Raw genomic sequence first — 24,401 nt, forward strand, 5'->3', positions numbered from 1 at the left:
TAAAGAGGCGAGTCCAACGTGGCCCAATTTGTTTATACCATGCATCGTGTCGGCAAAGTCGTTCCGCCGAAACGTCATATTCTTAAAAACATCTCACTGAGCTTCTTCCCTGGCGCCAAAATCGGTGTACTTGGTCTGAACGGCGCGGGTAAATCGACCCTGCTGCGCATCATGGCCGGCATTGATACCGATATCGAAGGTGAAGCTCGCCCACAGCCTGGCATTAAAATCGGTTACCTGCCGCAGGAACCGAAACTAAACCCGGAACATACCGTTCGTGAATCCGTGGAAGAAGCGGTTGCCGAAGTGGTTAACGCGCTGAAAGGTCTGGATGAAGTGTACGCAAAGTACGCCGAGCCGGACGCCGACTTCGATAAACTCGCTGCGCAACAGGGCAAGTTTGAAGAGATCATTCAGGCGCACGACGGTCATAACCTGAACGTGCAGCTTGAGCGTGCCGCTGACGCCCTGCGTCTGCCGGACTGGGATGCTAAAATTGAGAACCTCTCCGGTGGTGAACGCCGCCGCGTCGCGCTATGCCGCCTGCTGCTGGAAAAACCAGACATGCTGCTGCTCGACGAGCCGACTAACCACCTGGACGCCGAATCCGTTGCGTGGCTGGAACGCTTCCTGCACGACTTCGAAGGCACCGTGGTGGCGATTACCCACGACCGTTACTTCCTCGACAACGTTGCGGGCTGGATTCTGGAGCTTGACCGCGGCGAAGGTATTCCATGGGAAGGCAACTACTCCTCCTGGCTGGAGCAGAAAGATCAGCGTCTGGCGCAGGAAGCGTCTCAGGAAGCGGCTCGCCGTAAATCCATTGAGAAAGAGCTGGAGTGGGTGCGTCAGGGCGCTAAAGGCCGTCAGTCTAAGGGTAAAGCCCGTCTGGCACGCTTTGAAGAGCTGAACAACACCGAATACCAGAAGCGTAACGAAACCAACGAACTGTTTATCCCACCTGGAGCACGTCTGGGTGATAAAGTCGTTGAAGTAACCAATCTGCGTAAATCCTACGGCGATCGCGTTCTGATTGACGACCTGAGCTTCTCCGTACCGAAAGGCGCCATCGTCGGCATCATCGGTCCGAACGGCGCGGGTAAATCTACCCTGTTCCGTATGATGTCCGGTCAGGAACAGCCAGACAGCGGCACCATCACGCTGGGTGAAACCGTCAAGCTGGCCTCCGTTGACCAGTTCCGTGACGCCATGGACAACAGCAAAACCGTGTGGGAAGAAGTTTCCGGCGGGCTGGATATCATGAAGATCGGCAACACCGAGATGCCAAGCCGCGCCTACGTTGGCCGCTTCAACTTTAAAGGTGTTGATCAGGGTAAACGCGTAGGCGAACTCTCCGGCGGTGAGCGCGGTCGTCTGCACCTGGCGAAGCTGCTGCAGGTTGGCGGCAACATGCTGCTGCTTGATGAACCAACCAACGACCTGGATATCGAAACCCTGCGCGCGCTGGAAAACGCCCTGCTGGAGTTCCCGGGCTGCGCGATGGTCATCTCGCACGACCGTTGGTTCCTCGACCGTATCGCGACTCACATTCTGGATTACCAGGATGAAGGTAAGGTTGAGTTCTTCGAAGGTAACTTTACCGAATACGAAGAGTACAAGAAACGCACGCTGGGCGCAGATGCGCTGGAGCCGAAGCGTATTAAGTACAAGCGTATTTCGAAGTAATTACCGTTAAGCGCCGGATGGCGGCGTTACGCCTCATCCGGCCTACGAGGTTAGTGCGACTTGTAGGCCGGATAAGCGCAACGCCATCCGGCATTTACGCTATCTCTGCTCGCCCATCAACTCTTTCACCAACTCCACGCAGCGCAGAAATCGACCGTCATAGTCGGGCTCCTGAACGTGCACAAAATTGATATTGTTTTCCTGCAGCATCTCGACCAGCAGCGACTGAAACGCTTTTCTGTCAACCGAACTGCCGAGACTGCGTAGGCCATCCGCCACCCATGGAGTGTTGTTCTCCAGCAGGATCACCAGGTCAAAGCGATACTCGTCAATCAGGGCCTGCACAAACGGGTGTTCACGCCCTTCATACTTTTTGCAGAAGGCCTGAGTGGTAACGAAATCGGTGTCGATAAACGCCACTTTATTGGCATACTTGACAGCAAAATCAATGTATTGGGCTTGTCCCAGGGCGATTTTATCGTAATCGGAATACTGCAACGCCATCTCATCACCGCCCAAATGGGAGAAGACGTAATCACGCCCATATTCCCACGCACTGGTAGTGTTAAAGATATTGGCGAGCTTGTTCACCAGCGTCGATTTTCCGCTCGACTCTCCGCCGAGGATCGCCACGGTGCGCACGAAAAACGGCTTCACTTCTGTAGGAATATACTCCCAGTAGCGAAACGGGTTCTCACGGATTTGCCCGCCGCTGATGTTCATAAACGTTCGTTTGGGATCCACCAGCACGGTTTCGATCCCCAGATGTTCCAGATACTGCGGGGCATCTGACTCTTCAGAGGTGTAAATCCAGTTAGGCTGGATCCCTTTCTCCTGCATAAACGTTTTGATCCCGTTGCTCCACACATCCCAACCGTGTGGATACGGCTCCATACCCTCTTCGTTGAAGGCGTGAATACGGATATTTTTCTGATACTTAAAGGTTTGCAGCAGCCAGCGTAGACGATCGGGCACCGTGGGCTGTTGCGACATAGCGCTGTCTTCAAACAGGCTGCGATCGCGCGTGTCGTCATACCCCATGATGATATGCAGTTCATCGACCTGACTACACGCGCGCTGGATAAGATAGATATGGCCGGTATGCAGCGGATAAAACTTACCGAATACCACACCGATATTCTTCTGCTGGCGCGGAAACTCCAGCCCGAGAAACCGGTGCAACGCCTCCAGCTTTTGCGCGCTGGGACTTTTAATTTTGGCATTCAGCAGTTGACTTAAATATCCCTTGGTCATGCCACTGGCATCTGCCACCTGTTGCAGGGTACAGCCCTTTTGCTTAATGGCAGTTTTCAGATAATCAAATGACACAAGAGCCTCCTGCTGTAAAAATAAACGTAATACCCAATACCGCCGGAAAGACGGCGGGTATTTTATTATAGGTCGTCAAACACGCTTAAAGCATCCGTAAGCTTCTTAACGCCAAAGACCTGCATCCCTTCCGGCACTTTTTTCGGCACGTTGGCGGCAGGAACAATCGCCCGACGAAAGCCGTGCTTCGCCGCTTCGGAAATACGCTCCTGGCCGCTGGGTACCGGACGGATTTCGCCCGCCAGTCCCACTTCGCCAAAGACCACTAAGTCCTGCGGCAGCGGTCGGTCGCGCAGGCTGGAAACCATTGCCAGTAGCAGTGCCAGATCGGCGCTGGTTTCGGTAACCTTCACGCCGCCAACCACGTTGACGAACACGTCCTGATCCGCCATCTGCAAGCCGCCGTGACGATGCAGCACGGCCAGCAGAATCGCCAGACGGTTCTGCTCCAGACCGACCGCCACACGACGCGGATTCGCCATCATCGAATGGTCGACCAGCGCCTGAATCTCCACCAGCAACGGGCGCGTGCCTTCCCAGACCACCATCACCGAACTGCCGGAGGTGACTTCATCGCCACGGCTTAAGAAGATAGCGGAAGGGTTGCTAACTTCACGCAGCCCCTGTTCGGTCATGGCAAAGACGCCCAGTTCATTCACCGCGCCAAAGCGGTTTTTATGGCTACGCAGAGTACGAAAACGAGAATCGGCGTCGCCGTCGAGCAGAACCGAGCAGTCAATACAGTGCTCCAGCACCTTTGGACCGGCCAGCGAGCCGTCTTTGGTGACGTGGCCGACCATGACAATCGCCACGCCGCGCGTTTTGGCAAAGCGGGTCAGGTAAGCCGCGGTTTCGCGCACCTGTGCCACGCTGCCCGGCGAAGACTGAATATCCGCCATGTGCATCACCTGAATGGAGTCGATAACCATCAGCCTCGGCTGTTCTTCTTCGGCAATCAGGCAAATTTGTTCGATGCTGGTTTCCGACAGCATGTTCAGATTCGCCGTTGGCAGACCGAGTCGATGTGCGCGCATCGCCACCTGTTGCAAAGACTCTTCGCCGGTGACGTACAGGGTTTTCATCTGCTCAGCGAGCTTGCACAGCGTTTGCAGCAGCAGCGTTGATTTCCCTGCGCCGGGGTTACCGCCAATCAGGATGGCGCTGCCGGGCACCACACCGCCGCCCAGCACGCGGTCAAACTCTTTAAATCCGGTGGAAAAACGCGGCAACTCTTCAAGGCTGATATCAGACAGCTTCTGCACTTTTGCGATGCCCGCATTCCCGGCATAGCCGCTGAGCCGCTCGTTACGCGCCACCGTTGGTGACGCGGCAAGGCGTACCTCGGTAATGGTGTTCCAGGCCTGACAGGCGCTGCATTGCCCTTGCCAGCGCGGGTAATCGGCCCCGCATTCGTTACAAACAAAGGCGCGTTTTGGAGCTTTGGCCACGTTTTACCTCTTTCGTTAGCGCGTTTACCGGACAGCGTGGGCGCTTATCCGGCCTACGGTCACTTTGCCATCAGGCAATTAAATCATTTCTGGTTCATGCTGCCAGAGAGAATGCAGAACACGCCCATCAGGTCAGCGTGACGGATCGTAATCTCCGTCTTTTCATTCACTTTGGGTTTGGCATGATACGCTATACCCAGTCCAGCCGTTTTGATCATCGGCAGATCGTTGGCGCCATCGCCGATCGCCACCGTCTGCGCCATCGGGATCTCATACTCCTGCGCCAGGCGGGTCAGGGTGTTGGCTTTGTACTGCGCATCGACGATATCGCCGATCACGTTGCCGGTGAATTTACCGTCCATGATCTCCAGCTCGTTTGCCACAGCCGCCGTCAGACGTAGTTTGTTACGCAGATAATCGGCAAAGAAGGTAAAACCGCCGGAGGCAATTGCCACTTTCCAGCCGAGCGTTTCCAGTTTTAACACCAGTTGAGTCAGGCCAGGCATCAGTGGTAGCGTTTCGCGCACCTGGTGCAAAATATTGGCATCAGCGCCCTTCAACGTCGCCACGCGGCTGCGCAAGCTGGCGGTAAAGTCCAGCTCGCCGCGCATCGCGCGTTCGGTGACTTCCGCAACCATTTCGCCGGTTCCCGCCAGTTTGGCAATTTCATCGATACACTCGATCTGGATAGCCGTTGAATCCATGTCCATCACCAGCAAACCCGGCGTGCGCAAATGCGGAATTTTACCCAGTGGCGCAACATCCAGTTTGGCATCATGCGCCAGTTTTGCCGCACGCGGCGTTAACGAGCCCGCCAGACGAATCACCTGATAATCCTCAACGCACCACGCCGCCACGATCACCATCGCCGCACCCAGTTTGCTCTGGTATTGCGTTAACCGTTGTTTATCCAGCCCACGACCGTACAGCAGCCAGCCACTGCGGCCCGCGTGGTAATCCAGCGGCATGACTTCATCACCGCTTAAAGAGAGAGGCAGACCTGGCCACAGAGAAACATCTTCAGGTAGATCGCACCAGGTAATGTTAGGCATTAAAGCTCCTGTAAAATCGTTCGGGTCGGAATCATCAGGGGAAAATAACGCATGAGGCTACCCTGTAACCAGCGCTTCTGGCAACATTAAGTCTCAAATTTTCAGCAGGTGGAATATGGCTCGCACAAAACTGAAATTCCGACTTCATCGTGCAGTGATTGTATTGTCCTGCCTTGCGCTGCTCGTTGCTCTGATGCAGGGCGCGTCCTGGTTTAGTCAAAGCCACCAACAGCAGCGTAATCCGCAGCTCGAAGAGCTGGCGCGCACGCTGGCTCGCCAGGTCTCCTTGAACGTCGCCCCGCTGATGCGTACCGAAACGCCGGATGAAAAGCGCATTAAAGCGGTACTCTCGCAGCTCACGGAAAGTAGCCGTATTCTGGATGCGGGGGTCTACGATGAACAGGGAGACCTGATTACACGCACCGGTGAGAGCGTCAACGTTCGAGACCGACTGGCGTTGGACGGCAAAAAAGCCGGGGGCTATTTTAACCAGCAGATTGTCGAGCCCATTCAGGGAAGAAATGGTCCGCTGGGCTATCTACGCCTGACACTGGATACCCACACGCTCGCCACCGAAGCCAAGCAGGTGGATAACACCACCAACATCTTACGCCTAATGCTGCTTCTGTCACTGGCAATTGGCGTGGTGCTCACCCGTACCTTATTGCAAGGCAAGCGCACCCGCTGGCAGCAATCCCCTTTCCTGCTGACCGCCAACAAACCGGTACAGGAAGAAGACAACGAGAAGAAAGAGTAATAACAGAAAGGAAATCGACCATGACGACACTACGCCTGCTTATCTCAGACTCTTACGATCCGTGGTTTAACCTCGCGGTCGAAGAGTGCATTTTTCGCCAGATGCCCGCCACGCAGCGCGTCCTGTTCTTGTGGCGTAACGCTGATACGGTGGTGATTGGCCGGGCGCAAAACCCGTGGAAAGAGTGTAATACCCGCCGTATGGAAGAAGACAACGTGCGGCTCGCCCGTCGCAGCAGCGGCGGCGGCGCGGTGTTCCATGACTTAGGCAATACCTGCTTTACCTTTATGGCCGGTAAACCGGAGTACGACAAAACCATCTCTACCGCTATTGTCCTCCATGCCCTGAACGCGCTGGGCGTAGACGCCGACGCCTCCGGGCGTAACGATCTGGTCGTGAAAACGCCAGACGGCGATCGCAAAGTTTCCGGCTCTGCTTATCGGGAAACGAAAGACCGCGGATTCCACCACGGCACGCTGTTGTTGAACGCCGATCTCAGCCGCCTGGCAAACTATCTCAATCCGGATAAAAAGAAACTCGCCGCCAAAGGCATCACCTCGGTTCGCTCACGCGTAGCGAATCTAACGGAGCTGTTGCCGGGCATCACCCATCAACAGGTCTGTCAGGCCATCACGGAAGCCTTTTTTGCCCACTACGGCGAACGTGTCGAAGCGGAAATTATCTCGCCGGACAAAACCCCGGATCTGCCGAACTTTGCCGAAACCTTTGCCCGTCAGAGCAGTTGGGAGTGGAATTTTGGTCAGGCGCCTGCGTTCTCGCACCTTCTGGACGAGCGTTTCACCTGGGGCGGCGTTGAGCTGCATTTCGACGTGGAAAAAGGTCATATCACCCGTACGCAGGTCTTTACCGACAGCCTCAATCCCGCGCCGTTAGAAGCGCTGGCGGGTCGTCTGCAGGGGTGTTTGTACCGTGCGGATATGCTGCAACAGGAGTGCGAAGCGCTGCTGGTTGATTTCCCACAGCAGGAGAAAGAGTTACGCGAGCTGTCAGCGTGGATTGCCAGTGCAGTGAGCTAAACGCTGGCCTGAAAATGCCGGATGGCGGTCCGGCATACAATCGATGTATGCCCGGTAAGCGCAGCGCTACCGGGCATCACAACACTTACTCTTTATCGCCCAGCAGAACGGATTCCAGTGCGATTTTGATCATGTCGTTGAAGGTCGTCTGACGTTCAGCGGCAGTGGTCTGCTCGTGAGTACGGATATGGTCGGACACGGTGCAGATGGTCAGCGCTTTCGCACCAAACTCAGCCGCAACGCCGTAGATACCCGCCGCTTCCATTTCCACGCCCAGCACGCCGTATTTTTCCATTACGTCGAACATTTCGCCGTCCGGAGAGTAGAACAGGTCAGCGGAGAACAGGTTGCCCACGCGCGCGTCTACGCCCAGTGCTTTTGCCGCATCAACTGCATTACGCACCATGTCGAAGTCAGCGATAGCTGCGAAGTCATGATCTTTAAAACGGATACGGTTTACTTTGGAGTCGGTGCAGGCGCCCATACCGATAACCACGTCACGCAGTTTAACGTCCATACGCACAGCGCCGCAGGAGCCTACGCGAATGATTTTCTTCACGCCAAAATCGGTGATCAGCTCTTTGGTGTAGATAGAGCAGGACGGGATACCCATCCCGTGACCCATAACGGAGATCTTACGGCCTTTGTAAGTACCGGTGAAACCTAACATGCCGCGAACGTTGTTCACTTCACGAACATCTTCGAGGAAAGTTTCAGCAATATGCTTTGCGCGCAGCGGGTCGCCCGGCATCAATACGACGTCAGCGAAATCACCCATTTCTGCATTAATATGTGGAGTTGCCATCTTCAGTTCCCTTTTGATTTATTGTTTTTGTCGAGGGAGGGGTAGCAATGCCTTACCCAACCGACAAAACGAATTCAAATACCCTAAGGATTTCGCGTTGTAGGAAGGCGACGAATTCGGAACCCCCGGGAGCATAGATTACCTATGTGACCGGGGTGAGCGAATGAAGTCAACGCATCTACAGCGCGAAAGACAACGGGTATCACAGCATGTTTTTACCGTAGTCCATCGGCGATGTACCAAAGTAGCTCGCCAGCGTCTGGCCAATATCCGCGAAAGTTTCACGGTGGCCTAAAGAACCTGGTTTCACTTTCGGGCCGTAAACCAGCACCGGAATGTGCTCACGGGTGTGGTCAGTGCCGGTCCAGCTCGGGTCACAGCCGTGGTCAGCGGTCAGGATCAGAATGTCATCTTCACCCACCAGTTCCATCAGTTCAGGTAAACGGCGGTCGAACAGTTCCAGACCTGCAGCGTAACCAGCGATATCGCGACGATGTCCCCAGGAAGAGTCGAAATCAACGAAGTTAGTGAAGACGATGGTCTTATCACCCGCTTCTTTCATCTCTTTGATGGTGGCGTCGAACAGCGCGTCCAGGCCGGTAGCTTTCACTTTTTTGGTGATGCCGCAGTTAGCGTAAATATCCGCGATTTTACCGACGGAAACCACGTGACCGTCTTTCTCGTCGACCAGTTTCTGCAGCACAGTCGGTGCTGGCGGCTCAACGGCCAGATCGTGACGGTTACCGGTACGCTGGAAATTACCCGCTTTATCACCGATAAACGGACGCGCGATAACACGACCGATGTTGTAACCACCTTCGGTCAGTTCTTCACGAGCGATTTCACACAGTTCGTAGAGTTTATCCAGGCCAAAAGTCTCTTCGTGACAGGCAATCTGGAACACGGAGTCTGCAGAAGTATAGAAAATCGGCTTGCCGGTTTTCATATGCTCTTCACCCAGTTGATCCAGGATCACGGTACCGGAAGAGTGGCAGTTGCCGAGGTAGCCCGGCAGGTTGGCACGTTTGACCAGTTTATCCAGCAGTTCCTGCGGGAAGCTGTTGTCATGATCGGAGAAATAACCCCAGTCAAACAGAACCGGAACACCCGCGATTTCCCAGTGGCCAGACGGCGTGTCTTTCCCGGAAGAGAGTTCATGCGCCCAGGCGTAGGCACCAATCACTTCCGCGTTACCGTCCATACCAGCAGCAATTTTACCGGTAGAACCTTCGTGAGCTTTCACCAGGCCCAGACGGGTCAGGTTAGGCAGATTCAGTGGACCTTTGCGACCCTTGTCAGCTTCGCCTTTCGCACAGGCTTCTGCAATGTGTCCCATAGTGTCTGAGCCTACGTCGCCAAAGCGATCCGCATCTTCAGTCGCACCAATACCAAAGGAGTCCAGCACCATAATAAATGCACGTTTCATCTTGTTCTCCAACATCTGCGCCGCAAAAAAGCGATCAGATCAGTATACAGTTATTCGGTAATACGACGATAGACTGTCGGTGTAATTTCTGGCGCTTTATCGTCAAGGCTAATTGCCGCTTTGACCGCTTTCGCCGCTTCCTGCCAGCTGGCTTCGTCTTTGGCGTGGATCACCGCCAGCGGACGCTGTCCGTCTACGCTGTCGCCCAGTCGCGCCATGTCGCTAAAGCCAACGCTGTAATCAATGGTGTCCGAAGCCTGACGACGACCGCCGCCCATGGAAACAACCGCCATACCCAGCGCACGGGTATCCATAGCGCTGACAAAACCTTCGGTATCAGCATATACCGCTTTGCTGAGCATTGCCGTCGGCAGGTACTTCGCATAATTTTCGACGAAATCGGTCGGGCCTTTCTGCGCTGCAACCATGCGACCAAAAATCTCTGCCGCTTTGCCGTTATCCAGCACCGCCTGCAATTTCGCACGGGCTTCGGCATCGTCTTTCGCCAGATTGCCGGAGATCAGCATTTCCACGCACAGCGCCATCGTGACGTCTAACAGACGTGGATTGCGGTATTCACCTGTCAGGAACTGCACCGCTTCGCGGACTTCTACCGCGTTACCTGCGCTGGATGCCAGTACCTGGTTCATATCGGTTAACAGCGCGGTGGTACGTACACCCGCTCCGTTCGCCACGCCGACAATCGCTTCGGCAAGCGCTTCAGAAAGCTCATAGGTCGGCATAAAGGCGCCGCTGCCTACTTTCACATCCATCACCAGCGCATCCAGCCCTTCCGCCAGCTTTTTCGCCAGGATAGAGCCGGTAATCAGCGGGATGGAATCCACCGTCGCGGTAATATCGCGGGTGGCATAAAAACGTTTATCCGCCGGTGCGAGCGAACTGGTTTGCCCAATAATCGCCACACCCACGTCTTTAATAATTTCACGGAAACGCGCATCGTCCGGGAAGATGTCAAACCCTGGGATGGCTTCCAGTTTATCGAGCGTACCGCCGGTATGCCCCAGACCACGTCCGGAGATCATCGGAATATAGCCGCCACATGCAGCGACCATCGGGCCTAACATCAGTGACGTTACGTCACCCACGCCGCCGGTAGAGTGTTTATCCACAATCGGGCCGTTCAGTTGCAGGCTTTTCCAGTCCAGCACGGTTCCTGAATCACGCATTGCCATGGTCAGCGAAACACGCTCAGGCATTGTCATATCGTGGAAGAAAATGGTCATCGCCAGGGCGGCGATTTGCCCTTCAGAGATGGTGTTGTCGCGAATCCCATTGATAAAGAAACGAATCTCTTCATCGCTCAGAGCATGACCATCACGTTTTTTACGAATAATTTCTTGTGCGAGAAACATGGTAACCCCCGATAAATCAGGTTATGTGCAGCGGAAAACCCACTGCAATGAATGATTACTCTAAACAATTCGAGTCGCAGGAAGCGGCAAGGAAGCTCATCCCCAGGCGCTTACTACAGTAAGTGACTGGGGTGAGGGAGTGCAGCTAACGCACCTGCGGCTTGCAGTATGACGAGTAATTAGTAGCTGCTTGCGCTCTTACCATCGCCGTGACCCAGCGCTTTCAGCAGGCTCGCCAGCAGGCTGGATGCGCCAAAACGATAGTGACGGGAATCGGCCCAGTCAGCGCCAAACAGTTCGTCAGCAATCGCCAGGAACTGCTGTGCATCTTCTGCGGTACGCACGCCGCCTGCCGGTTTGAAACCTACAGTTTTAGAAACGCCCATGTCGCGGATCACTTCCATCATGATGCGTGCGCTTTCCGGCGTCGCATTTACCGGCACTTTACCGGTAGAGGTTTTGATGAAATCAGCACCCGCTTTGATGGAGATTTCAGACGCTTTACGGATAAGACTCTCTTCTTTCAGCTCACCGGTTTCGATGATCACTTTCAGCAGCACGTTTGCCGCCGCACACGCATCTTTACATGCTTTAACCAGATCAAAACCAACCTGCTCGTTACCGGCGATCAGGGCACGGTAAGGGAACACCACGTCAACTTCATCCGCGCCGTAGGCAATCGCCGCGCGGGTTTCAGCCAGCGCAATCTCGATGTCGTCGTTGCCGTGCGGGAAGTTGGTCACGGTTGCAATACGGATGTCCGGAGTACCTTGCTCTTTCAGCGTCTTACGCGCGATAGGGATGAAACGCGGATAGATGCAAATAGCGGCAGTGTTGCCTACCGGGGTCTTCGCCTGATGACACAGCGCGATCACTTTTTCATTGGTGTCGTCGTCATTCAGAGTGGTCAGGTCCATCAGTTTCAGTGCACGCAGGCTGCTTGCTGTTAAATCGGTCATAACATTCTCCAACGGCATCGCCGTATAAAATTTCACCTTGCGAGTTTGTTAGTATTCTAACATCCGCTCGCTATTACACTTCGATATACATCACAGTTAATGAAAACCACATACAGATTTGCATTACTCTAATGAGATCTACTTCAAATAAATTACCTTTCAAGAAGGGATGCGGTGGCATCAGGCGCATCCGGATCAAAGGTTGTGGCGGCGTTGCTTTCTACAATGGCGTTACACCTTCGGGATAAAAAGGAATCAACGATGCCCACTTCAAGCGAACTCGCGCTGCAACAGCGTTGCCAACAAATCGTGACCAGTCCGGTGCTCAGCCCTGAGCAGAAACGCCACTTCCTGGCGCTGGAGGCTGAAAACGCGCTGCCTTACCCGCAACTACCTGCTGAGGCTCGCCAGGCGCTGGATGACGGGGTGATCTGCGATATGTATGAAGGTCATGCCCCGTTCAAACCGCGCTATGTTTTACCCGACTACGCGCGTTTTCTGGCCAACGGTTCCTCATGGCTGGAACTGGAAGGAGCCAGGGATCTTGATGACGCGTTATCCTTACTCACCATCCTGTATCACCACGTTCCGTCAGTCACCTCGATGCCGGTCTATCTCGGCCAGCTCGACGTTCTGCTGCAACCATATGTTAGAATTCTAACACAAGATGAGATCGATATTCGAATAAAACGTTTCTGGCGTTATCTCGACAGAACCCTGCCAGACGCATTTATGCATGCCAATATCGGCCCCGCAGATACGCCTGTCACCCGTGCAATTTTACGCGCAGACGCAGAGTTAAAGCAGGCTTCGCCTAATCTGACGTTCATTTATGATCCGCAAATTACACCTGACGACCTGCTGCTCAACGTGGCGCAAAATATCTGCGAGTGCAGTAAGCCGCACATTTCCAACGGCCCCGAAAATGATAAAATTTTCACAAAAGGTCAGTATGGCGTCGTCAGCTGTTACAACTCGTTGCCGCTCGCCGGGGGTGGAAGCACGCTGGTCAGGCTCAATCTTAAAGCCATCGCAGAGCGCAGCACCTCTGTCGATGACTTCTTTACGCGCACCCTACCGCACTATTGCCAGCAGCAAATCGCCATCATTGATTCACGATGTGAATTCCTCTATGAAAAATCACATTTCTTTGAGAATAGCTTCCTGGTGCAGGAAGGGTTGATTGATCCCGAACGTTTTGTCCCTATGTTCGGCATGTATGGCCTGGCGGAGGCGGTGAATCTGCTGTGCGATAAGGCGGGGCAGAATGCTCGCTACGGAAAAGATGAGGTCGCCAATCAGCTAGGGTATCGCATCAGCGCCCAACTGGCGGAGTTTGTAGAAAGTACCCCGGTGAAATTTGGCTGGAAGCAGCGCGCAATGCTGCACGCACAGTCAGGGATCAGTTCAGACATCGGCACCACGCCGGGCGCGCGTCTGCCCTATGGCGATGAGCCGGATCCGATCACTCACCTGCAAACCGTCGCGCCGCATCATGCGTATTATCACGCGGGAATCAGCGACATTCTCACGCTGGATGAAACCATCAAGCGCAATCCTCAGGCGTTGGTGCAATTGTGCCTCGGGGCGTTTAAAGCTGGGATGCGTGAGTTTACCGCCAACGTGAGTGGTAACGATCTGGTCCGCGTCACCGGCTATATGGTACGCCTGTCGGATCTGGAAAAATATCGCGCCGAAGGTTCACGCACCAACACCACTTGGCTGGGCGAAGAAGCCGCGCGCAATACCCGCATTCTGGAACGACAACCTCGCGTGATTAGCCATGAACAGCAGATGCGCTTCAGTAAGTAAGATCATTCCTTTCTCCTGCGTCGACGGGCCGGGCAGTCGCCTGGCTCTGTTTCTGCAAGGATGTAACCTGCGCTGTAAAAATTGCCACAATCCGTGGACGATGGGACGCTGCAACGACTGCGGGGAATGTGTCCTGCATTGCCCGCATGAGGCGCTGAGCCTGAGTGCGGGGAAAGTGAGATGGCAATCCGACGTATGTCAGCAGTGCGATACCTGCCTGCACATGTGCCCACAGCAGGCCACGCCGATGGCGCAAACCCTGAGCGTTGATGAAGTGCTGCAGCATATTCGCAAGGCGGTGCTGTTTATTGAAGGAATTACGGTCAGCGGCGGCGAAGCGACCACCCAGTTGCCGTTTATCGTGGCGCTGTTTAACGCGATCAAAACCGATCCGCAGCTGCAACACCTGACCTGCATGGTAGACAGCAACGGCATGCTGAGCGAAACCGGCTGGCAAAAACTACTGCCGGTATGCGACGGCGTAATGCTCGATTTAAAAGCCTGGGATAGCGCGTGTCATCGACAGTTGACTGGCCGCGATAACACGCTGATTAAACAAAGCATTACCTTTTTGTCCGGGCAGGGAAAACTTGCGGAACTGCGCCTGCTGGTTATTCCTGGCCACGTGGATTATCTACAGCATATCGATGCACTGGCGGCGTTTATCAAACGTTCAGGTGATGTACCAGTGCGGCTAAATGCCTTTCATGCGCACGGGGTGTACGGCGAAGCGAAGGACTGGCCGAGCGCCACGCCTGAGGATGTGGAGCAACTGGCGCAAAGATTGCGCGAGCGCGGGGTGGATAATTTGATCTTCCCGGCGCTGTACCTGTGATTGCCGGATGCGACGCATCCGTCGTCCGGCAATTAAAAATCAAATAACGCCGTCGTATTGCGATACAGCGCATCAGCGATAACATCCGCAGGTTCCGGGCGCAGCTCGCAGAGGACATCAAAGACTCTGACCACCTGCTCCGGGCGATTCGGCTGTCCCTGAAAGCCGTTGAGCGGCATATCCGGCGCGTCAGTTTCCAGCAGCAGTGAGTCCAGCGGCAGTTGCGCCATTACCTCGCGGGTTTTACTGGCGCGCGGATAGGTAATGGTGCCGCCCACGCCAATTTTGTAGCCCAGTTGCACAAAACGTTCGGCCTGCTGCACGCTCCCGGAAAATCCATGCACCACGCCGGTTCGCGGTAAAGCATGGCGTTTCAGGTGCATCGCCAGCTTGTCATGAGTGCGCCGCGAATGCAGGATCACCGGCAGTTCGTAACGCTTCGCCAGCTTAAGCTGCGCTTCCAGCAGCCGCTCTTGCTTATCGAATTGCGGATCGTCCCGATAAAGATCCAGCCCAATCTCACCTACCGCCACCAGCTTTTGCGGACGCTTATCCAGCGCCTGCTGCAACTGCTCCAGGCAGTCATCGCTATGTTGCTCAATAACAATGGGGTGCAGCCCCAGGGCGGCAAACAATGGAGGGTAATTTTCCGCTAACGCCAGTACACGGGAAAAATTTGCCGCCTGGGTGGCCGGAACGATAATGCTTTGCACGCCGACGTCAGTCGCGCCCTGAATACTGGCAGATTCATCGCCCGTAAACGGCGGAAAATCAAAGTGACAATGCGTATCAATAAAACGATAACTCACGCCAAATCCTCATTATTAAACGTCGTGTCGTTAGCCTGAGGCGCATTGGTCACCACGGGGGCGTGAGCGTCGTTAGCCACCGGCGCAGGTGGAACCACGACCGGTCCCGGCACCACAATCTTCGGCGTCTGACGAGGCAGCGGCGCATTTTTCGCCAGCAGCTTACCGACGGTTGCCAGGAAGTAACGACCACACAGGCGTCCGGTCTTGTAATCTTCCCGCAGCGCCGGAATACGGCTTCCTAATGCCATGCTATGGAGCGGTTTGGGCGGGTAGATCTCAAAGATACGCAGCTTGCCCGGCGGTTTCTCAATAAAACTCTGAATCGCGCGATAGCTGGCTTCATGGTGCTGGACCAGATTCAGCAGCGGTTGCAGGCTGCTTTCGCCCAGCCAGCGTTCCATACGCTTGAACCACTGCGGGGTGTAATACATTTGCGAAGGCACGGTGCGGATAACCACCAGCGTTTTTGCCCCCTGCTTCGCCGCTTCCTGCACGGGAATGGCGTCGCTGACTCCCCCATCGAGATAATTCACACCATCCAGCGCAACCCCGGCGCGGTAGAACCCTGGAATCGCGCTGGAGGCACGAATAAGATCGAGCCAGTTTTGCCGGTTCGGCGAAAAATAGCCAGGCGTGTAGTCATCGCCCCGACAGGCGCACATATAAAACGATTTCCCTGCGGCAAACAGGCGCTCGGCGTTATCCATCGCCAGCGGCATCTGGGACGCGGTCGAATCCACCAGCCAATCGAGATCGATTAAATTTCCCCCGCGCACAAAGCGCACCGGGTCAAAAAATTCACGTCGGGTAGTGTAACGCATGATGACTTTACGACCGTAACCCGGCTGGTTACAAAGATAGGCTGAAAGGTTTTGCGCACCAGCGGAGGTCCCGTAGAAGAGATCAAAAGGATTGAACTGTGCGCGCATGAATTCATCCAATACGCCAGCGGTGAAGATGCCTCTTTGTCCACCGCCCTCACACACCAGCGCCATACTGCCTGGTTGAAACGGACGTAACGATAACGGCGCAATATTACCGAGCGTGACGGGTATTCTCTGCCCCACCTCTGCCTTCCTGTTGTTTTTGTAATAGAACAACAAAGTAACGCAAATTGCCTGATGCTAAAACCGTAAAAGCCAGTCCGATGGACTGGCTTAGTAGCAAGTTATCTTTACGGTTAATCCCCAAAATAATTCGAGCCACAAGAAGGCGGCAAGGGCGTGAATCCCGATCTGCTTACTCTGGTAAGTGATACGGGCGAGCACGCGTAGCCAGCGCACCTTTAACTTGAAGAATAAAGGGGATGTCGCTAGGGCCGTTTACGACCTGTAAACAGGCTGACCAGAAACAGAATGATCCCCACCACAAAAACAATTTTCGCTGCGCCAGCAGCGGTACCCGCCAGTCCACCAAAACCCAGTGCAGCGGCAATTAACGCGATAACCAGAAATATGATGCCCCATCGAAACATGCGCTTCTCCTTTACCATAGTTAATGTCACCGCTTGATATGAGCACTCAGGCTGCCCATCGGCGATATTTTCAGTGTGGTGCACAACACGCCTCCCGACAAACGTCGGGAGGACGAATTAAGTCTAATTAGTGAGTTTTAAGATCGTTTTTGACGCTTTTCACGCCATCAATCGCTTTGGCGATGCTCTCAGCGCGATCGCTTTGAGCCTGTGATTCAACGGTTCCTGAAAGCTGTACCACGCCATCGGTGGTTTCAACTTTCACTTTTCGGGAAGGGACAATATCATCGGCCAGCAGCTTAGCTTTTACCTCACTGGTGATTGCCGTATCGCCCGCATAGCCTTTTACAGAAGTGTCTTTGCTATCACGTACGTGCAGTTTGTCGCTAACGGAGGTCACACCCTCAACGCCTTTGGCGACTTTAACTGCCTCTTCGGCTTGTGCCTGGCTTTCAACAAACCCGCTTAGCGTCACCACCTTCTGGTCGGTTTTAACGGAAATGTCGGTGCTCTTAATGCTATCGTGATCCACCAGCGCGGCTTTTACTTTCGCAGTGATGGTGCTGTCATCCATGAAATTACCGACTTTGTTCATGGAGCTATCGACTTTCTGCCCCGCACTTTCGACGCCGGATTGCGTTTTATCCGTCGTGGAGTTTTCTGCATAAGCAGAACCCGTTGCAACAGCGGAGGTCAGCATCACGGCCAGCAGCGTTTTAGAAATCTTAAGTCCTGTCATTGTCATCGATGTATTCCTGTATGTTTGCTAAAAGCTGCGCTCTGCCGTCAAACGGCTTGAGCCAGCAACTAATCTTGTAAGTGGAATAAATATCAGCAATAGAAGCTGCAACAGGCAGCCTAAAAAGCATTTAACGCCGACATTTATGTCATCACATTGTTAAATATAGTTCAGGATTTCGTGATCGCAGTCCAGATTGACTAAAAAACGTGCAAACAAAAGAAAAACGAGAGGTTTTAAGAACATTCCGCAAGGGATTTAAAAGACAGGAAAAGTTGTAGGGCACGGCGGATACCGTGCCCTGAAGGTCGATTAGTGTTCGCGCGTTTTGCGGAACTGAACGTCAGGGTAACGTTCCTGGGTGAGATTCAGGTTAACCATGGTCGGCGCGATATAAGTGAGGTTATCGCCGCCATCCAGCGCCAGCTGAATTTCGTTTTTACGCTTGAATTCTTCGAATTTCTTCACGTCAGAACACTCTACCCAGCGTGCTGTCGCTACGTTGACCGACTCATAAATCGCTTCAACGTTGTATTCGCTCTTCAGGCGTGAAACCACCACGTCGAACTGCAGCACACCCACAGCGCCCACGATCAGATCGTTATTAGCGATCGGACGGAAAACCTGCACTGCGCCCTCTTCGGACAGCTGAACCAGCCCTTTCAGCAGCTGTTTCTGCTTCAACGGATCCTTCAGACGAATACGACGGAACAGCTCCGGCGCGAAGTTCGGAATACCGGTGAACTTCATCATTTCGCCTTGGGTAAAGGTATCGCCAATCTGGATAGTGCCGTGGTTGTGCAGACCCAGAATATCGCCCGGATACGCTTCTTCCACGTGAGAACGGTCACCGGCCATAAAAGTCAGCGCATCGGAGATAACCACGTCTTTACCAATGCGCACCTGGCGCATTTTCATGCCTTTCTCGTACTTGCCGGACACCACGCGCATAAACGCCACGCGGTCACGGTGTTTCGGGTCCATGTTGGCCTGAATTTTAAACACGAAGCCGGTGAACTTCTCTTCTGAGGCTTCAACGACGCGGGTGTCGGTTTTACGCGGCATCGGCGCAGGCGCCCACTCCACTAAGCCATCCAGCATATGATCAACGCCGAAGTTACCGAGCGCGGTACCGAAGAATACCGGGGTGATTTCGCCCGCGAGGAACAGCTCATGGTCGAACTCGTTAGACGCGCCCTGCACCAGCTCCAGCTCGTCGCGCAGCTGCTGCGCCAGGTCTTCCCCCACGGCGGCATCGAGTTCCGGGTTGTTCAGACCTTTAACAATGCGCACTTCCTGAATGGTGTGGCCTTTACCCGTCTGGTACAGGTAAGTTTCGTCTTTATATAGGTGATAGACGCCTTTGAACAACTTACCGCAGCCAATCGGCCAGGTGATCGGCGCACAGCCGATTTTCAGTTCATTCTCGACTTCATCCAGCAGCTCCATCGGATCGCGGATGTCACGGTCGAGTTTGTTCATAAAGGTCAGGATCGGGGTATCACGCAGGCGGGTAACTTCCATCAGTTTACGGGTCCGGTCTTCAACACCTTTTGCGGCGTCGATGACCATCAGGCAGCAGTCCACCGCCGTCAGAGTACGGTATGTATCTTCAGAGAAGTCTTCGTGCCCTGGGGTGTCCAGCAGGTTTACCAGGCAGTCATGATATGGAAACTGCATCACAGAGGTGGTAATGGAGATACCACGCTGTTTTTCCATTTCCATCCAGTCAGATTTCGCATGCTGGCTGGAGCCACGGCCTTTTACCGTACCGGCGGTCTGAATCGCCTGTCCGAATAACAGTACCTTTTCAGTAATTGTCGTTTTACCGGCATCCGGGTGAGAAATAATGGCAAAAGTGCGGCGTTTGGCCACCTCTTGCAAATAAGGAGACAACGTCATAGTCAAATCTTCTTAGGTAAGCACGGCAACAGGCCGTGCAAGTTGAATACGAAAAATTGCGGCTATTTTACCCATCAACGGGGGGGAGGCAATCAGTGTTTACACAGGAGCCGCTCCAGTTCACTTAATGACGCTACAGTCCAGGTCGGCTGAATGCCCGCTGGCTGCTCGCGGTGGTGCGTATTTAGCCAGCAGGTGGATAGCCCGGCGTTAATGCCGCCAAGAATATCGGACTCTGCGGTGTCGCCCACCATCAGTACGCGGGAACGCTCAGGATTGCCCGCCTGCTCCAGCGCATGGTCAAAAATACGGGGATCGGGTTTTGCCACGCCAACCTGCTCAGAAATCACCAGCAGGTCGAAATAGTCGCGCAGCCCCGTCCGCTCAAGGCGGATTTGCTGCAACGCCGTAAAGCCGTTAGTAATAATACCGATTTTTGTTTTATCACGAATCGCATTGAGCAGAGAAACCGCCCCTGGCAACGGCGAGCAAATCTCCGCCATCGCATTGATAAAGGCGTCATTAAGCTGGCCTGGCTCAACCTTCAGGCGTTCAGCCCAGCTCTGAAAACGAGCGTGCTGGAGTTGTAATGAGGTTATCGCACCGTTTTGATAATCCACCCACAGCGGTTTATTTACGGTCTGGTAGTCCTGAAAATCTTCAGCGGTAAAGGTAATGCTATAGTCGAGAAACATCCGCTGTAAGCCGGTAAACGAGTCAAACGTAAACAGCGTTTCGTCGGCATCAAAGAAAATCCAGTCCCACTTCTTCATCATTACACCTTGTCTTACATGCTGATTGGCAATGCCATTATAATGGCGTCTTCATGACCATCGGCCGTCGGATAGTAATTGCGCCGGATCGTCGCCTCGTTAAAGCCCAGGCTTTCGTACAGCGCGATAGCGGCAGCATTTGAGGCGCGTACTTCAAGCCACAGTGTCAAAATGCCACGCTTTTCCAGCTCATCGATCAGGTATTCCAGTAGCTCACGCCCCAAGCCCCGGCGCTGAAAGTCAGGATCGACGGCAATATTGAACAGCGTAGCTTCATCCAGCACGACCTGTGTAATCGCAAAGGCGGCCATTACGTCGTCAACCCTCAACTGAAAATTGAGGTAGCGATCGCCCTGGTTGCTGGCAAATGTTTTTTCACTCCACGGAAAAGCGTGGGCGCGTTTTTCAATCTGAAATGCTGCAGGTAAATCAGTCGGTTCGAGGGAAGAAATCGTGTTCATATGCGCAGATTTGTTGCCATAACGCGGCGCGGGCCGCGGGGTTTTCCCGTAATTCATTAAACGCAGGACTCTCGACCTGAGCGCCCTCCAGCAGCAGCGGCTCTTCGGTTCCCAGCCGCCAGCTATTACAGCGACTGCCCTGCGGCAGCATGGCGACACGGTCAGGCGTCAGTTGTAAAACCTGATCCGGGCTGACGGTTAATGCGCGTAAAATATCGCTCATCAACGGTTCGGTTAGTGCGGGTAATTGTGCAGCAACCATCACCAAACGGACGTGCGCAGGAATTGAAATCGCGATCTCGCCCTGCAATGCGCCGGGACGACGCAATGACCACTGCGTAATGCCCAGTTGCTGTAACTGCCAGTCTCGTCGGGATGTCATAGCGAAACACTCCTGTCTATCAGGGGCGCAAATATAGCAAATTTGTCGAATCCGTGCCATCAAACAACTATAATCCCCCGCTGTACAATTTAAGGAGCACTCCATGTCTGCTTTTACCCCGGCAAGTGAAGTCTTGCTGCGCCACAGTGATGATTTCGAACAAAGCCGTATTCTGTTTGCCGGTGATTTGCAGGATGACCTGCCTGCCCATTTTGAATGCGCCGCCAGCCGTGCGCACACTCAGCAGCTTCACCACTGGCAGGTGCTTAACCGCCAGATGGGCGACAACGTTCGCTTTAGCCTCGTTGCCCAAGCCGATGACGTTGCCGATAGTGATACGCTAATCTACTACTGGCCGAAGAATAAGCCGGAAGCCCAGTTCCAGTTGATGAACACTCTGTCGCTGTTACCGGTGGGCACCGATATTTTTGTTGTTGGTGAGAACCGCAGCGGCGTTCGTAGCGCAGAGCAGATGCTGGCCGAATACGCACCGCTGAACAAAGTCGACAGCGCGCGTCGCTGTGGCCTGTACCATGGTCGTCTGGAAAAACAGCCGGTCTTTGATGCAGAAAAATACTGGGATGAATACCAGACCGAAAATCTGACCATCAAAACGCTGCCGGGCGTATTCAGCCGTGACGGCCTCGATGTTGGCAGCCAACTGCTGCTCTCCACGCTGACGCCGCACACCAAAGGCAAAGTTTTGGATGTCGGCTGCGGTGCAGGTGTACTCTCCGTCGCCTTAGCCAGCCACTCGCCAAAAGTGCGCTTAACCCTGTGCGATGTTAGTGCCGCCGCCGTTGAAGCCAGCCGCGCAACGCTTGCTGCCAACGGTATTGAAGGAGACGTAATCGCCAGTAACGTCTTTTCTGACGTGACGGGTCGCTTTGATATGATCATCTCCAACCCACCGTTCCACGACGGGATGCAGACCAGCCTCGATGCCGCGCAAACGCTGATTCGTGGTGCAGTGCGCCACCTCAACAGCGGCGGTGAACTGCGTATCGTGGCGAACGCCTTCCTGCCTTATCCGAAGGTACTGGATGAAGTGTTTGGCTTCCACGAAGTTATCGCGCAGACCGGTCGCTTCAAGGTCTATCGCACCATCATGACGCGTCAGGCGAAGAAGTAGAACGGCCATCCCATGCCGGATAAGGTGCCTGCACCGCCATCCGGCAGGGTTTGCTAAATGCGGGGTGGCACTTCGTTTACACGGCCTGCGTTTAGCGCCCATTTTTACATCAATTAAGCGCGTCCTGGGCAATTAACTATTGACGAAAAGTTGAAAACCACTAGAATGCGCCTCCGTGGTAACGATACTTTTTTGAGTGTCGATGGTATGCGAAGGTGGCGGAATTGGTAGACGCGCTAGCTTCAGGTGTTAGTGTCCTTTCGGACGTGGGGGTTCAAGTCCCCCCCCTCGCACCATAATCCACGTTGATATTGCTCGCACTGGGCGAAGGTGGCGGAATTGGTAGACGCGCTAGCTTCAGGTGTTAGTGTCCTTAGGATGTGGGGGTTCGAGTCCCCCCCCTCGCACCAACGAGGCGATATCAAAAAATAAGATGACTGTGCGAAGGTGGCGGAATTGGTAGACGCGCTAGCTTCAGGTGTTAGTGTCCTTAGGATGTGGGGGTTCGAGTCCCCCCCCTCGCACCAATTATCTTATTTCCCTCTCGATTTTCTTCCCTGTTTTGTTCATCCCTGATTCCCGTTCATCATCACCAGAACAATGCCGCCGATCAGCGCCGCACATGAAGGCAACAGGACAAAATGCCGCAAACGCTTGTGGTACAGCATGAGTGAAGTCAACAGTAATCCTAATACAATCATCGCCTTCCATACGTAGATCGACAGGTCGCTAAATGCCATCCCGGCAATCAGTATTCCCGGCAGCAGAACACCCCATCCACTGCCCAGCGTACGTTGCAACATGGTACCACCTATGACACTGATAATGATAACTAATATCATATGATAAATTTTCTCATTTGTCAGCTGGGTGGCACTATCAATTATATGAGTTTTACTTAACGATTGATGACATGAATAATTTAAGGTGATAAATTGCTCGCCGGTTAGCTTTTCAACTAAAAACAATAAAAACCTCTGCGAATGATACCCCGTTCGTTATTTGTTTTATTTACCAACACACCTTCGTACATTGCAGATAACTAACAATATTTACCTATGACAGTACAATCCTGGCGAGCTCTGCGCACCAAAAAATACCAACTCTCTTTACGATTGTTTCTGCTGCTCAACGCAGTCTCCGCACTGTTTACGCTTTTTTTTCCCCTGTTTGCCGTCAAAGCGTTGTCAGTACCGGCGTTGCTGATTCTCGTGATGAGTACATTGTTGCTGGCATGGCATAGGAAATATGTGGATAAAAGAATTAATCTTCCTTTTATTTCAATCGTTTTTGGTTTGCTATGGGCATTACATATTTTCCTGAAATATAACGCTCTGGGTCATAATGATTATTATTTTCTATTAATCGCGCTTCTCAGCGTGCTGTTTATTGGTTCTATCGCTTTTGCCAATAATATCATCGCGTTTACGCTTCACTCATTGCCTTCCGTCGCCGTCTGTTTATGGCTGAATGGCAGCGAGCATGGTTTGCGAATTATCTATTTTATGGCGCTGCCCATGGCCGGGATCGCCATCCAGCATGTGATACAAAAACGCTACGATGGCTTCGCCCAGCAGCTAATGTACAAACTGCTGGAAGAACGGGAGACCCTGAACGGGCTCAGCATGCTCGACCCGCTAACCGGTTTGTACAATCGTCGGGGGCTGCAACACCGACTCGATACGCTGTTGGCCTTGAGCAACGCGAAGCACTACGTCTTGCTGCTGGATATCGACCATTTCAAAGCCTATAACGATCACTACGGTCATATGATGGGAGATCAGGCGCTGATCCGCGTCTCTGCCGCGATTCGTGACTCCGTGCGCTCCCGGGACGTGGTGGCGCGCTTTGGTGGGGAAGAGTTTATGGTTTTGCTGACCGCGGTCGATCCCCAGCAGGCCCAGGCTGCCGCCGAACGTATTCGCCAGAAGGTGTACGACCTTAAAATTCCTCACATGTTTAACGAGAGCGTGGCAACCAACGTAACCGTGAGTATTGGTATTGCGCCTCTGGTCGAGCAGGATATTGATGCCGCTATTGCCCGAGCGGATAAAGCCCTTTATGAGGCCAAGAGCCTTGGGCGCAACAGTACGCTGGTCAGCGATGACCTGCGGGTAAACTGCCCTTCTGCCTGAGCTATCTGTGCGGTGTGGCCCGGGATGGCGACAAAGATCTTGCCATCGCTCAATGTCAATTATAGGATTAGC

General features: G+C 53.7%; 23 protein-coding genes and 3 tRNA genes. 10 read left to right on the plus strand and 16 right to left on the minus strand.

The genetic code is table 11. The annotated features are described in order from the left end of the window. The first annotated feature begins 18 nt into the window (after positions 1-18). Entirely contained in the window at positions 19-1,686 is a 1,668-nt protein-coding gene (ettA, locus tag HV311_RS21535) for an energy-dependent translational throttle protein EttA (protein ID WP_003019019.1), read from the plus strand. 99 nt (positions 1,687-1,785) lie between these two features. On the opposite strand, the gene nadR is transcribed toward ettA, so the two are convergent. The 3 genes from nadR to serB form a co-directional block, all read right to left on the minus strand. Then, positions 1,786-3,015 (minus strand): multifunctional transcriptional regulator/nicotinamide-nucleotide adenylyltransferase/ribosylnicotinamide kinase NadR, encoded by a 1,230-nt coding sequence (nadR, locus tag HV311_RS21540; RefSeq protein WP_016151614.1) that lies wholly within the window; start codon positions 3,013-3,015, stop codon positions 1,786-1,788. Between the two features lie 65 nt (positions 3,016-3,080). Beyond that, positions 3,081-4,463 carry a DNA repair protein RadA gene (radA, locus tag HV311_RS21545; RefSeq protein WP_016151613.1) on the minus strand — a complete coding sequence of 461 codons (1,383 nt, stop codon included), beginning with the start codon at positions 4,461-4,463 and terminating at the stop codon, positions 3,081-3,083. Positions 4,464-4,546: 83 nt separating this feature from the next. Further along, positions 4,547-5,515, minus strand: a complete 969-nt coding sequence (gene serB, locus HV311_RS21550) for a phosphoserine phosphatase (RefSeq protein ID WP_003829946.1) — start codon at positions 5,513-5,515, stop codon at positions 4,547-4,549. A 115-nt stretch (positions 5,516-5,630) separates the two neighbouring features. On the opposite strand from serB, the gene HV311_RS21555 reads away from it, so the two are divergent. Together HV311_RS21555 and lplA are read left to right on the plus strand one after the other, a co-directional pair. After that, positions 5,631-6,272, plus strand: coding sequence for a YtjB family periplasmic protein (locus HV311_RS21555; RefSeq protein ID WP_016151612.1), 642 nt, complete (start codon positions 5,631-5,633; stop codon positions 6,270-6,272). A 20-nt stretch (positions 6,273-6,292) separates the two neighbouring features. After that, positions 6,293-7,309, plus strand: coding sequence for a lipoate--protein ligase LplA (gene lplA / locus HV311_RS21560; RefSeq protein ID WP_016151611.1), 1,017 nt, complete (start codon positions 6,293-6,295; stop codon positions 7,307-7,309). An 85-nt stretch (positions 7,310-7,394) separates the two neighbouring features. On the opposite strand, the gene deoD is transcribed toward lplA, so the two are convergent. The 4 genes from deoD to deoC form a co-directional block, all read right to left on the minus strand. Then, positions 7,395-8,114: a purine-nucleoside phosphorylase gene (deoD, locus tag HV311_RS21565; protein WP_000224864.1), complete on the minus strand. Its 720-nt coding sequence runs from the start codon at positions 8,112-8,114 to the stop codon at positions 7,395-7,397. Between the two features lie 202 nt (positions 8,115-8,316). After that, positions 8,317-9,540: a phosphopentomutase gene (gene deoB, locus HV311_RS21570; protein WP_016151610.1), complete on the minus strand. Its 1,224-nt coding sequence runs from the start codon at positions 9,538-9,540 to the stop codon at positions 8,317-8,319. A gap of 50 nt (positions 9,541-9,590) precedes the next feature. Further along, positions 9,591-10,913: a thymidine phosphorylase gene (deoA, locus tag HV311_RS21575; RefSeq protein ID WP_016151609.1), complete on the minus strand. Its 1,323-nt coding sequence runs from the start codon at positions 10,911-10,913 to the stop codon at positions 9,591-9,593. A 179-nt stretch (positions 10,914-11,092) separates the two neighbouring features. Then, positions 11,093-11,872, minus strand: coding sequence for a deoxyribose-phosphate aldolase (gene deoC, locus HV311_RS21580; RefSeq protein ID WP_016155634.1), 780 nt, complete (start codon positions 11,870-11,872; stop codon positions 11,093-11,095). A gap of 261 nt (positions 11,873-12,133) precedes the next feature. On the opposite strand from deoC, the gene HV311_RS21585 reads away from it, so the two are divergent. Both HV311_RS21585 and HV311_RS21590 read left to right on the plus strand, forming a co-directional pair. Next, entirely contained in the window at positions 12,134-13,684 is a 1,551-nt protein-coding gene (locus HV311_RS21585; protein WP_191220447.1) for a YjjI family glycine radical enzyme, read from the plus strand. Then, positions 13,656-14,519, plus strand: a complete 864-nt coding sequence (locus HV311_RS21590; RefSeq protein ID WP_137379956.1) for a YjjW family glycine radical enzyme activase — start codon at positions 13,656-13,658, stop codon at positions 14,517-14,519. The genes HV311_RS21585 and HV311_RS21590 overlap by 29 nt, the downstream gene beginning before the upstream one ends. 32 nt (positions 14,520-14,551) lie before the next feature. On the opposite strand, the gene HV311_RS21595 is transcribed toward HV311_RS21590, so the two are convergent. The 8 genes from HV311_RS21595 to holD form a co-directional block, all read right to left on the minus strand. After that, entirely contained in the window at positions 14,552-15,328 is a 777-nt protein-coding gene (locus tag HV311_RS21595; protein ID WP_053389011.1) for a metal-dependent hydrolase, read from the minus strand. Beyond that, positions 15,325-16,398: a patatin-like phospholipase family protein gene (locus HV311_RS21600; protein WP_016151604.1), complete on the minus strand. Its 1,074-nt coding sequence runs from the start codon at positions 16,396-16,398 to the stop codon at positions 15,325-15,327. The genes HV311_RS21595 and HV311_RS21600 overlap by 4 nt, the downstream gene beginning before the upstream one ends. Positions 16,399-16,643: 245 nt before the next feature. After that, positions 16,644-16,805, minus strand: a complete 162-nt coding sequence (locus HV311_RS21605) for a DUF1328 domain-containing protein (RefSeq protein ID WP_003019081.1) — start codon at positions 16,803-16,805, stop codon at positions 16,644-16,646. Positions 16,806-16,932: 127 nt separating this feature from the next. Next, a complete protein-coding gene (gene osmY, locus HV311_RS21610; protein WP_016151602.1) occupies positions 16,933-17,550 on the minus strand; it encodes a molecular chaperone OsmY in 618 nt (205 codons plus the stop codon). Positions 17,551-17,856: 306 nt separating this feature from the next. Then, complete coding sequence (prfC, locus tag HV311_RS21615) at positions 17,857-19,446, minus strand: peptide chain release factor 3 (protein ID WP_016151601.1); 1,590 nt, start codon at positions 19,444-19,446, stop codon at positions 17,857-17,859. A 92-nt stretch (positions 19,447-19,538) separates the two neighbouring features. Next, complete coding sequence (gene yjjG / locus HV311_RS21620) at positions 19,539-20,219, minus strand: pyrimidine 5'-nucleotidase (protein WP_191221214.1); 681 nt, start codon at positions 20,217-20,219, stop codon at positions 19,539-19,541. 14 nt (positions 20,220-20,233) lie between these two features. Continuing rightward, on the minus strand, positions 20,234-20,680 hold the full coding sequence (gene rimI, locus HV311_RS21625; RefSeq protein WP_005123887.1) for a ribosomal protein S18-alanine N-acetyltransferase: 447 nt from the start codon (positions 20,678-20,680) through the stop codon (positions 20,234-20,236). After that, positions 20,649-21,062 carry a DNA polymerase III subunit psi gene (gene holD, locus HV311_RS21630; protein WP_003837254.1) on the minus strand — a complete coding sequence of 138 codons (414 nt, stop codon included), beginning with the start codon at positions 21,060-21,062 and terminating at the stop codon, positions 20,649-20,651. The genes rimI and holD overlap by 32 nt, the downstream gene beginning before the upstream one ends. Positions 21,063-21,165: 103 nt before the next feature. Here holD and rsmC point away from each other — a divergent pair, with 103 nt between their 5' ends. The 4 genes from rsmC (at position 21,166) to HV311_RS21650 (ending at position 22,721) form a co-directional block, all read left to right on the plus strand. Then, positions 21,166-22,194, plus strand: a complete 1,029-nt coding sequence (gene rsmC, locus HV311_RS21635; RefSeq protein WP_191220448.1) for a 16S rRNA (guanine(1207)-N(2))-methyltransferase RsmC — start codon at positions 21,166-21,168, stop codon at positions 22,192-22,194. A gap of 209 nt (positions 22,195-22,403) precedes the next feature. Then, a tRNA-Leu gene (locus tag HV311_RS21640) sits at positions 22,404-22,490 on the plus strand. A 28-nt stretch (positions 22,491-22,518) separates the two neighbouring features. Further along, positions 22,519-22,604, plus strand: a tRNA-Leu gene (locus HV311_RS21645). A gap of 31 nt (positions 22,605-22,635) precedes the next feature. Further along, a tRNA-Leu gene (locus HV311_RS21650) sits at positions 22,636-22,721 on the plus strand. A gap of 39 nt (positions 22,722-22,760) precedes the next feature. Here HV311_RS21650 and HV311_RS21655 read toward each other — a convergent pair. Next, positions 22,761-23,036, minus strand: a complete 276-nt coding sequence (locus HV311_RS21655; RefSeq protein WP_032931271.1) for a DUF1435 domain-containing protein — start codon at positions 23,034-23,036, stop codon at positions 22,761-22,763. Between the two features lie 216 nt (positions 23,037-23,252). Between HV311_RS21655 and HV311_RS21660 the strand changes: the two genes are divergently transcribed. Further along, positions 23,253-24,329, plus strand: a complete 1,077-nt coding sequence (locus HV311_RS21660) for a GGDEF domain-containing protein (protein ID WP_191220449.1) — start codon at positions 23,253-23,255, stop codon at positions 24,327-24,329. The last annotated feature ends 72 nt before the right edge of the window (positions 24,330-24,401 follow it).

It is taken from the genome of Citrobacter sp. RHBSTW-00881 (assembly GCF_013728515.1).
Classification (GTDB): domain Bacteria; phylum Pseudomonadota; class Gammaproteobacteria; order Enterobacterales; family Enterobacteriaceae; genus Citrobacter; species Citrobacter braakii.

What these genes read in the sequence shown, in the direction of transcription:
- serB (WP_003829946.1), bottom strand. Translation starts at nt 5,515, where the DNA reads ATGCCTAACATTACCTGGTGCGATCTACCTGAAGATGTTTCTCTGTGG.
- HV311_RS21555 (WP_016151612.1), top strand. Translation starts at nt 5,631, where the DNA reads ATGGCTCGCACAAAACTGAAATTCCGACTTCATCGTGCAGTGATTGTA.
- lplA (WP_016151611.1), top strand. Translation starts at nt 6,293, where the DNA reads ATGACGACACTACGCCTGCTTATCTCAGACTCTTACGATCCGTGGTTT.
- deoD (WP_000224864.1), bottom strand. Translation starts at nt 8,114, where the DNA reads ATGGCAACTCCACATATTAATGCAGAAATGGGTGATTTCGCTGACGTC.
- deoB (WP_016151610.1), bottom strand. Translation starts at nt 9,540, where the DNA reads ATGAAACGTGCATTTATTATGGTGCTGGACTCCTTTGGTATTGGTGCG.
- deoA (WP_016151609.1), bottom strand. Translation starts at nt 10,913, where the DNA reads ATGTTTCTCGCACAAGAAATTATTCGTAAAAAACGTGATGGTCATGCT.
- deoC (WP_016155634.1), bottom strand. Translation starts at nt 11,872, where the DNA reads ATGACCGATTTAACAGCAAGCAGCCTGCGTGCACTGAAACTGATGGAC.
- HV311_RS21585 (WP_191220447.1), top strand. Translation starts at nt 12,134, where the DNA reads ATGCCCACTTCAAGCGAACTCGCGCTGCAACAGCGTTGCCAACAAATC.
- HV311_RS21590 (WP_137379956.1), top strand. Translation starts at nt 13,656, where the DNA reads ATGAACAGCAGATGCGCTTCAGTAAGTAAGATCATTCCTTTCTCCTGC.
- HV311_RS21605 (WP_003019081.1), bottom strand. Translation starts at nt 16,805, where the DNA reads ATGTTTCGATGGGGCATCATATTTCTGGTTATCGCGTTAATTGCCGCT.
- osmY (WP_016151602.1), bottom strand. Translation starts at nt 17,550, where the DNA reads ATGACAATGACAGGACTTAAGATTTCTAAAACGCTGCTGGCCGTGATG.
- prfC (WP_016151601.1), bottom strand. Translation starts at nt 19,446, where the DNA reads ATGACGTTGTCTCCTTATTTGCAAGAGGTGGCCAAACGCCGCACTTTT.
- yjjG (WP_191221214.1), bottom strand. Translation starts at nt 20,219, where the DNA reads ATGAAGAAGTGGGACTGGATTTTCTTTGATGCCGACGAAACGCTGTTT.
- rimI (WP_005123887.1), bottom strand. Translation starts at nt 20,680, where the DNA reads ATGAACACGATTTCTTCCCTCGAACCGACTGATTTACCTGCAGCATTT.
- holD (WP_003837254.1), bottom strand. Translation starts at nt 21,062, where the DNA reads ATGACATCCCGACGAGACTGGCAGTTACAGCAACTGGGCATTACGCAG.
- rsmC (WP_191220448.1), top strand. Translation starts at nt 21,166, where the DNA reads ATGTCTGCTTTTACCCCGGCAAGTGAAGTCTTGCTGCGCCACAGTGAT.
- HV311_RS21655 (WP_032931271.1), bottom strand. Translation starts at nt 23,036, where the DNA reads ATGATATTAGTTATCATTATCAGTGTCATAGGTGGTACCATGTTGCAA.
- HV311_RS21660 (WP_191220449.1), top strand. Translation starts at nt 23,253, where the DNA reads ATGACAGTACAATCCTGGCGAGCTCTGCGCACCAAAAAATACCAACTC.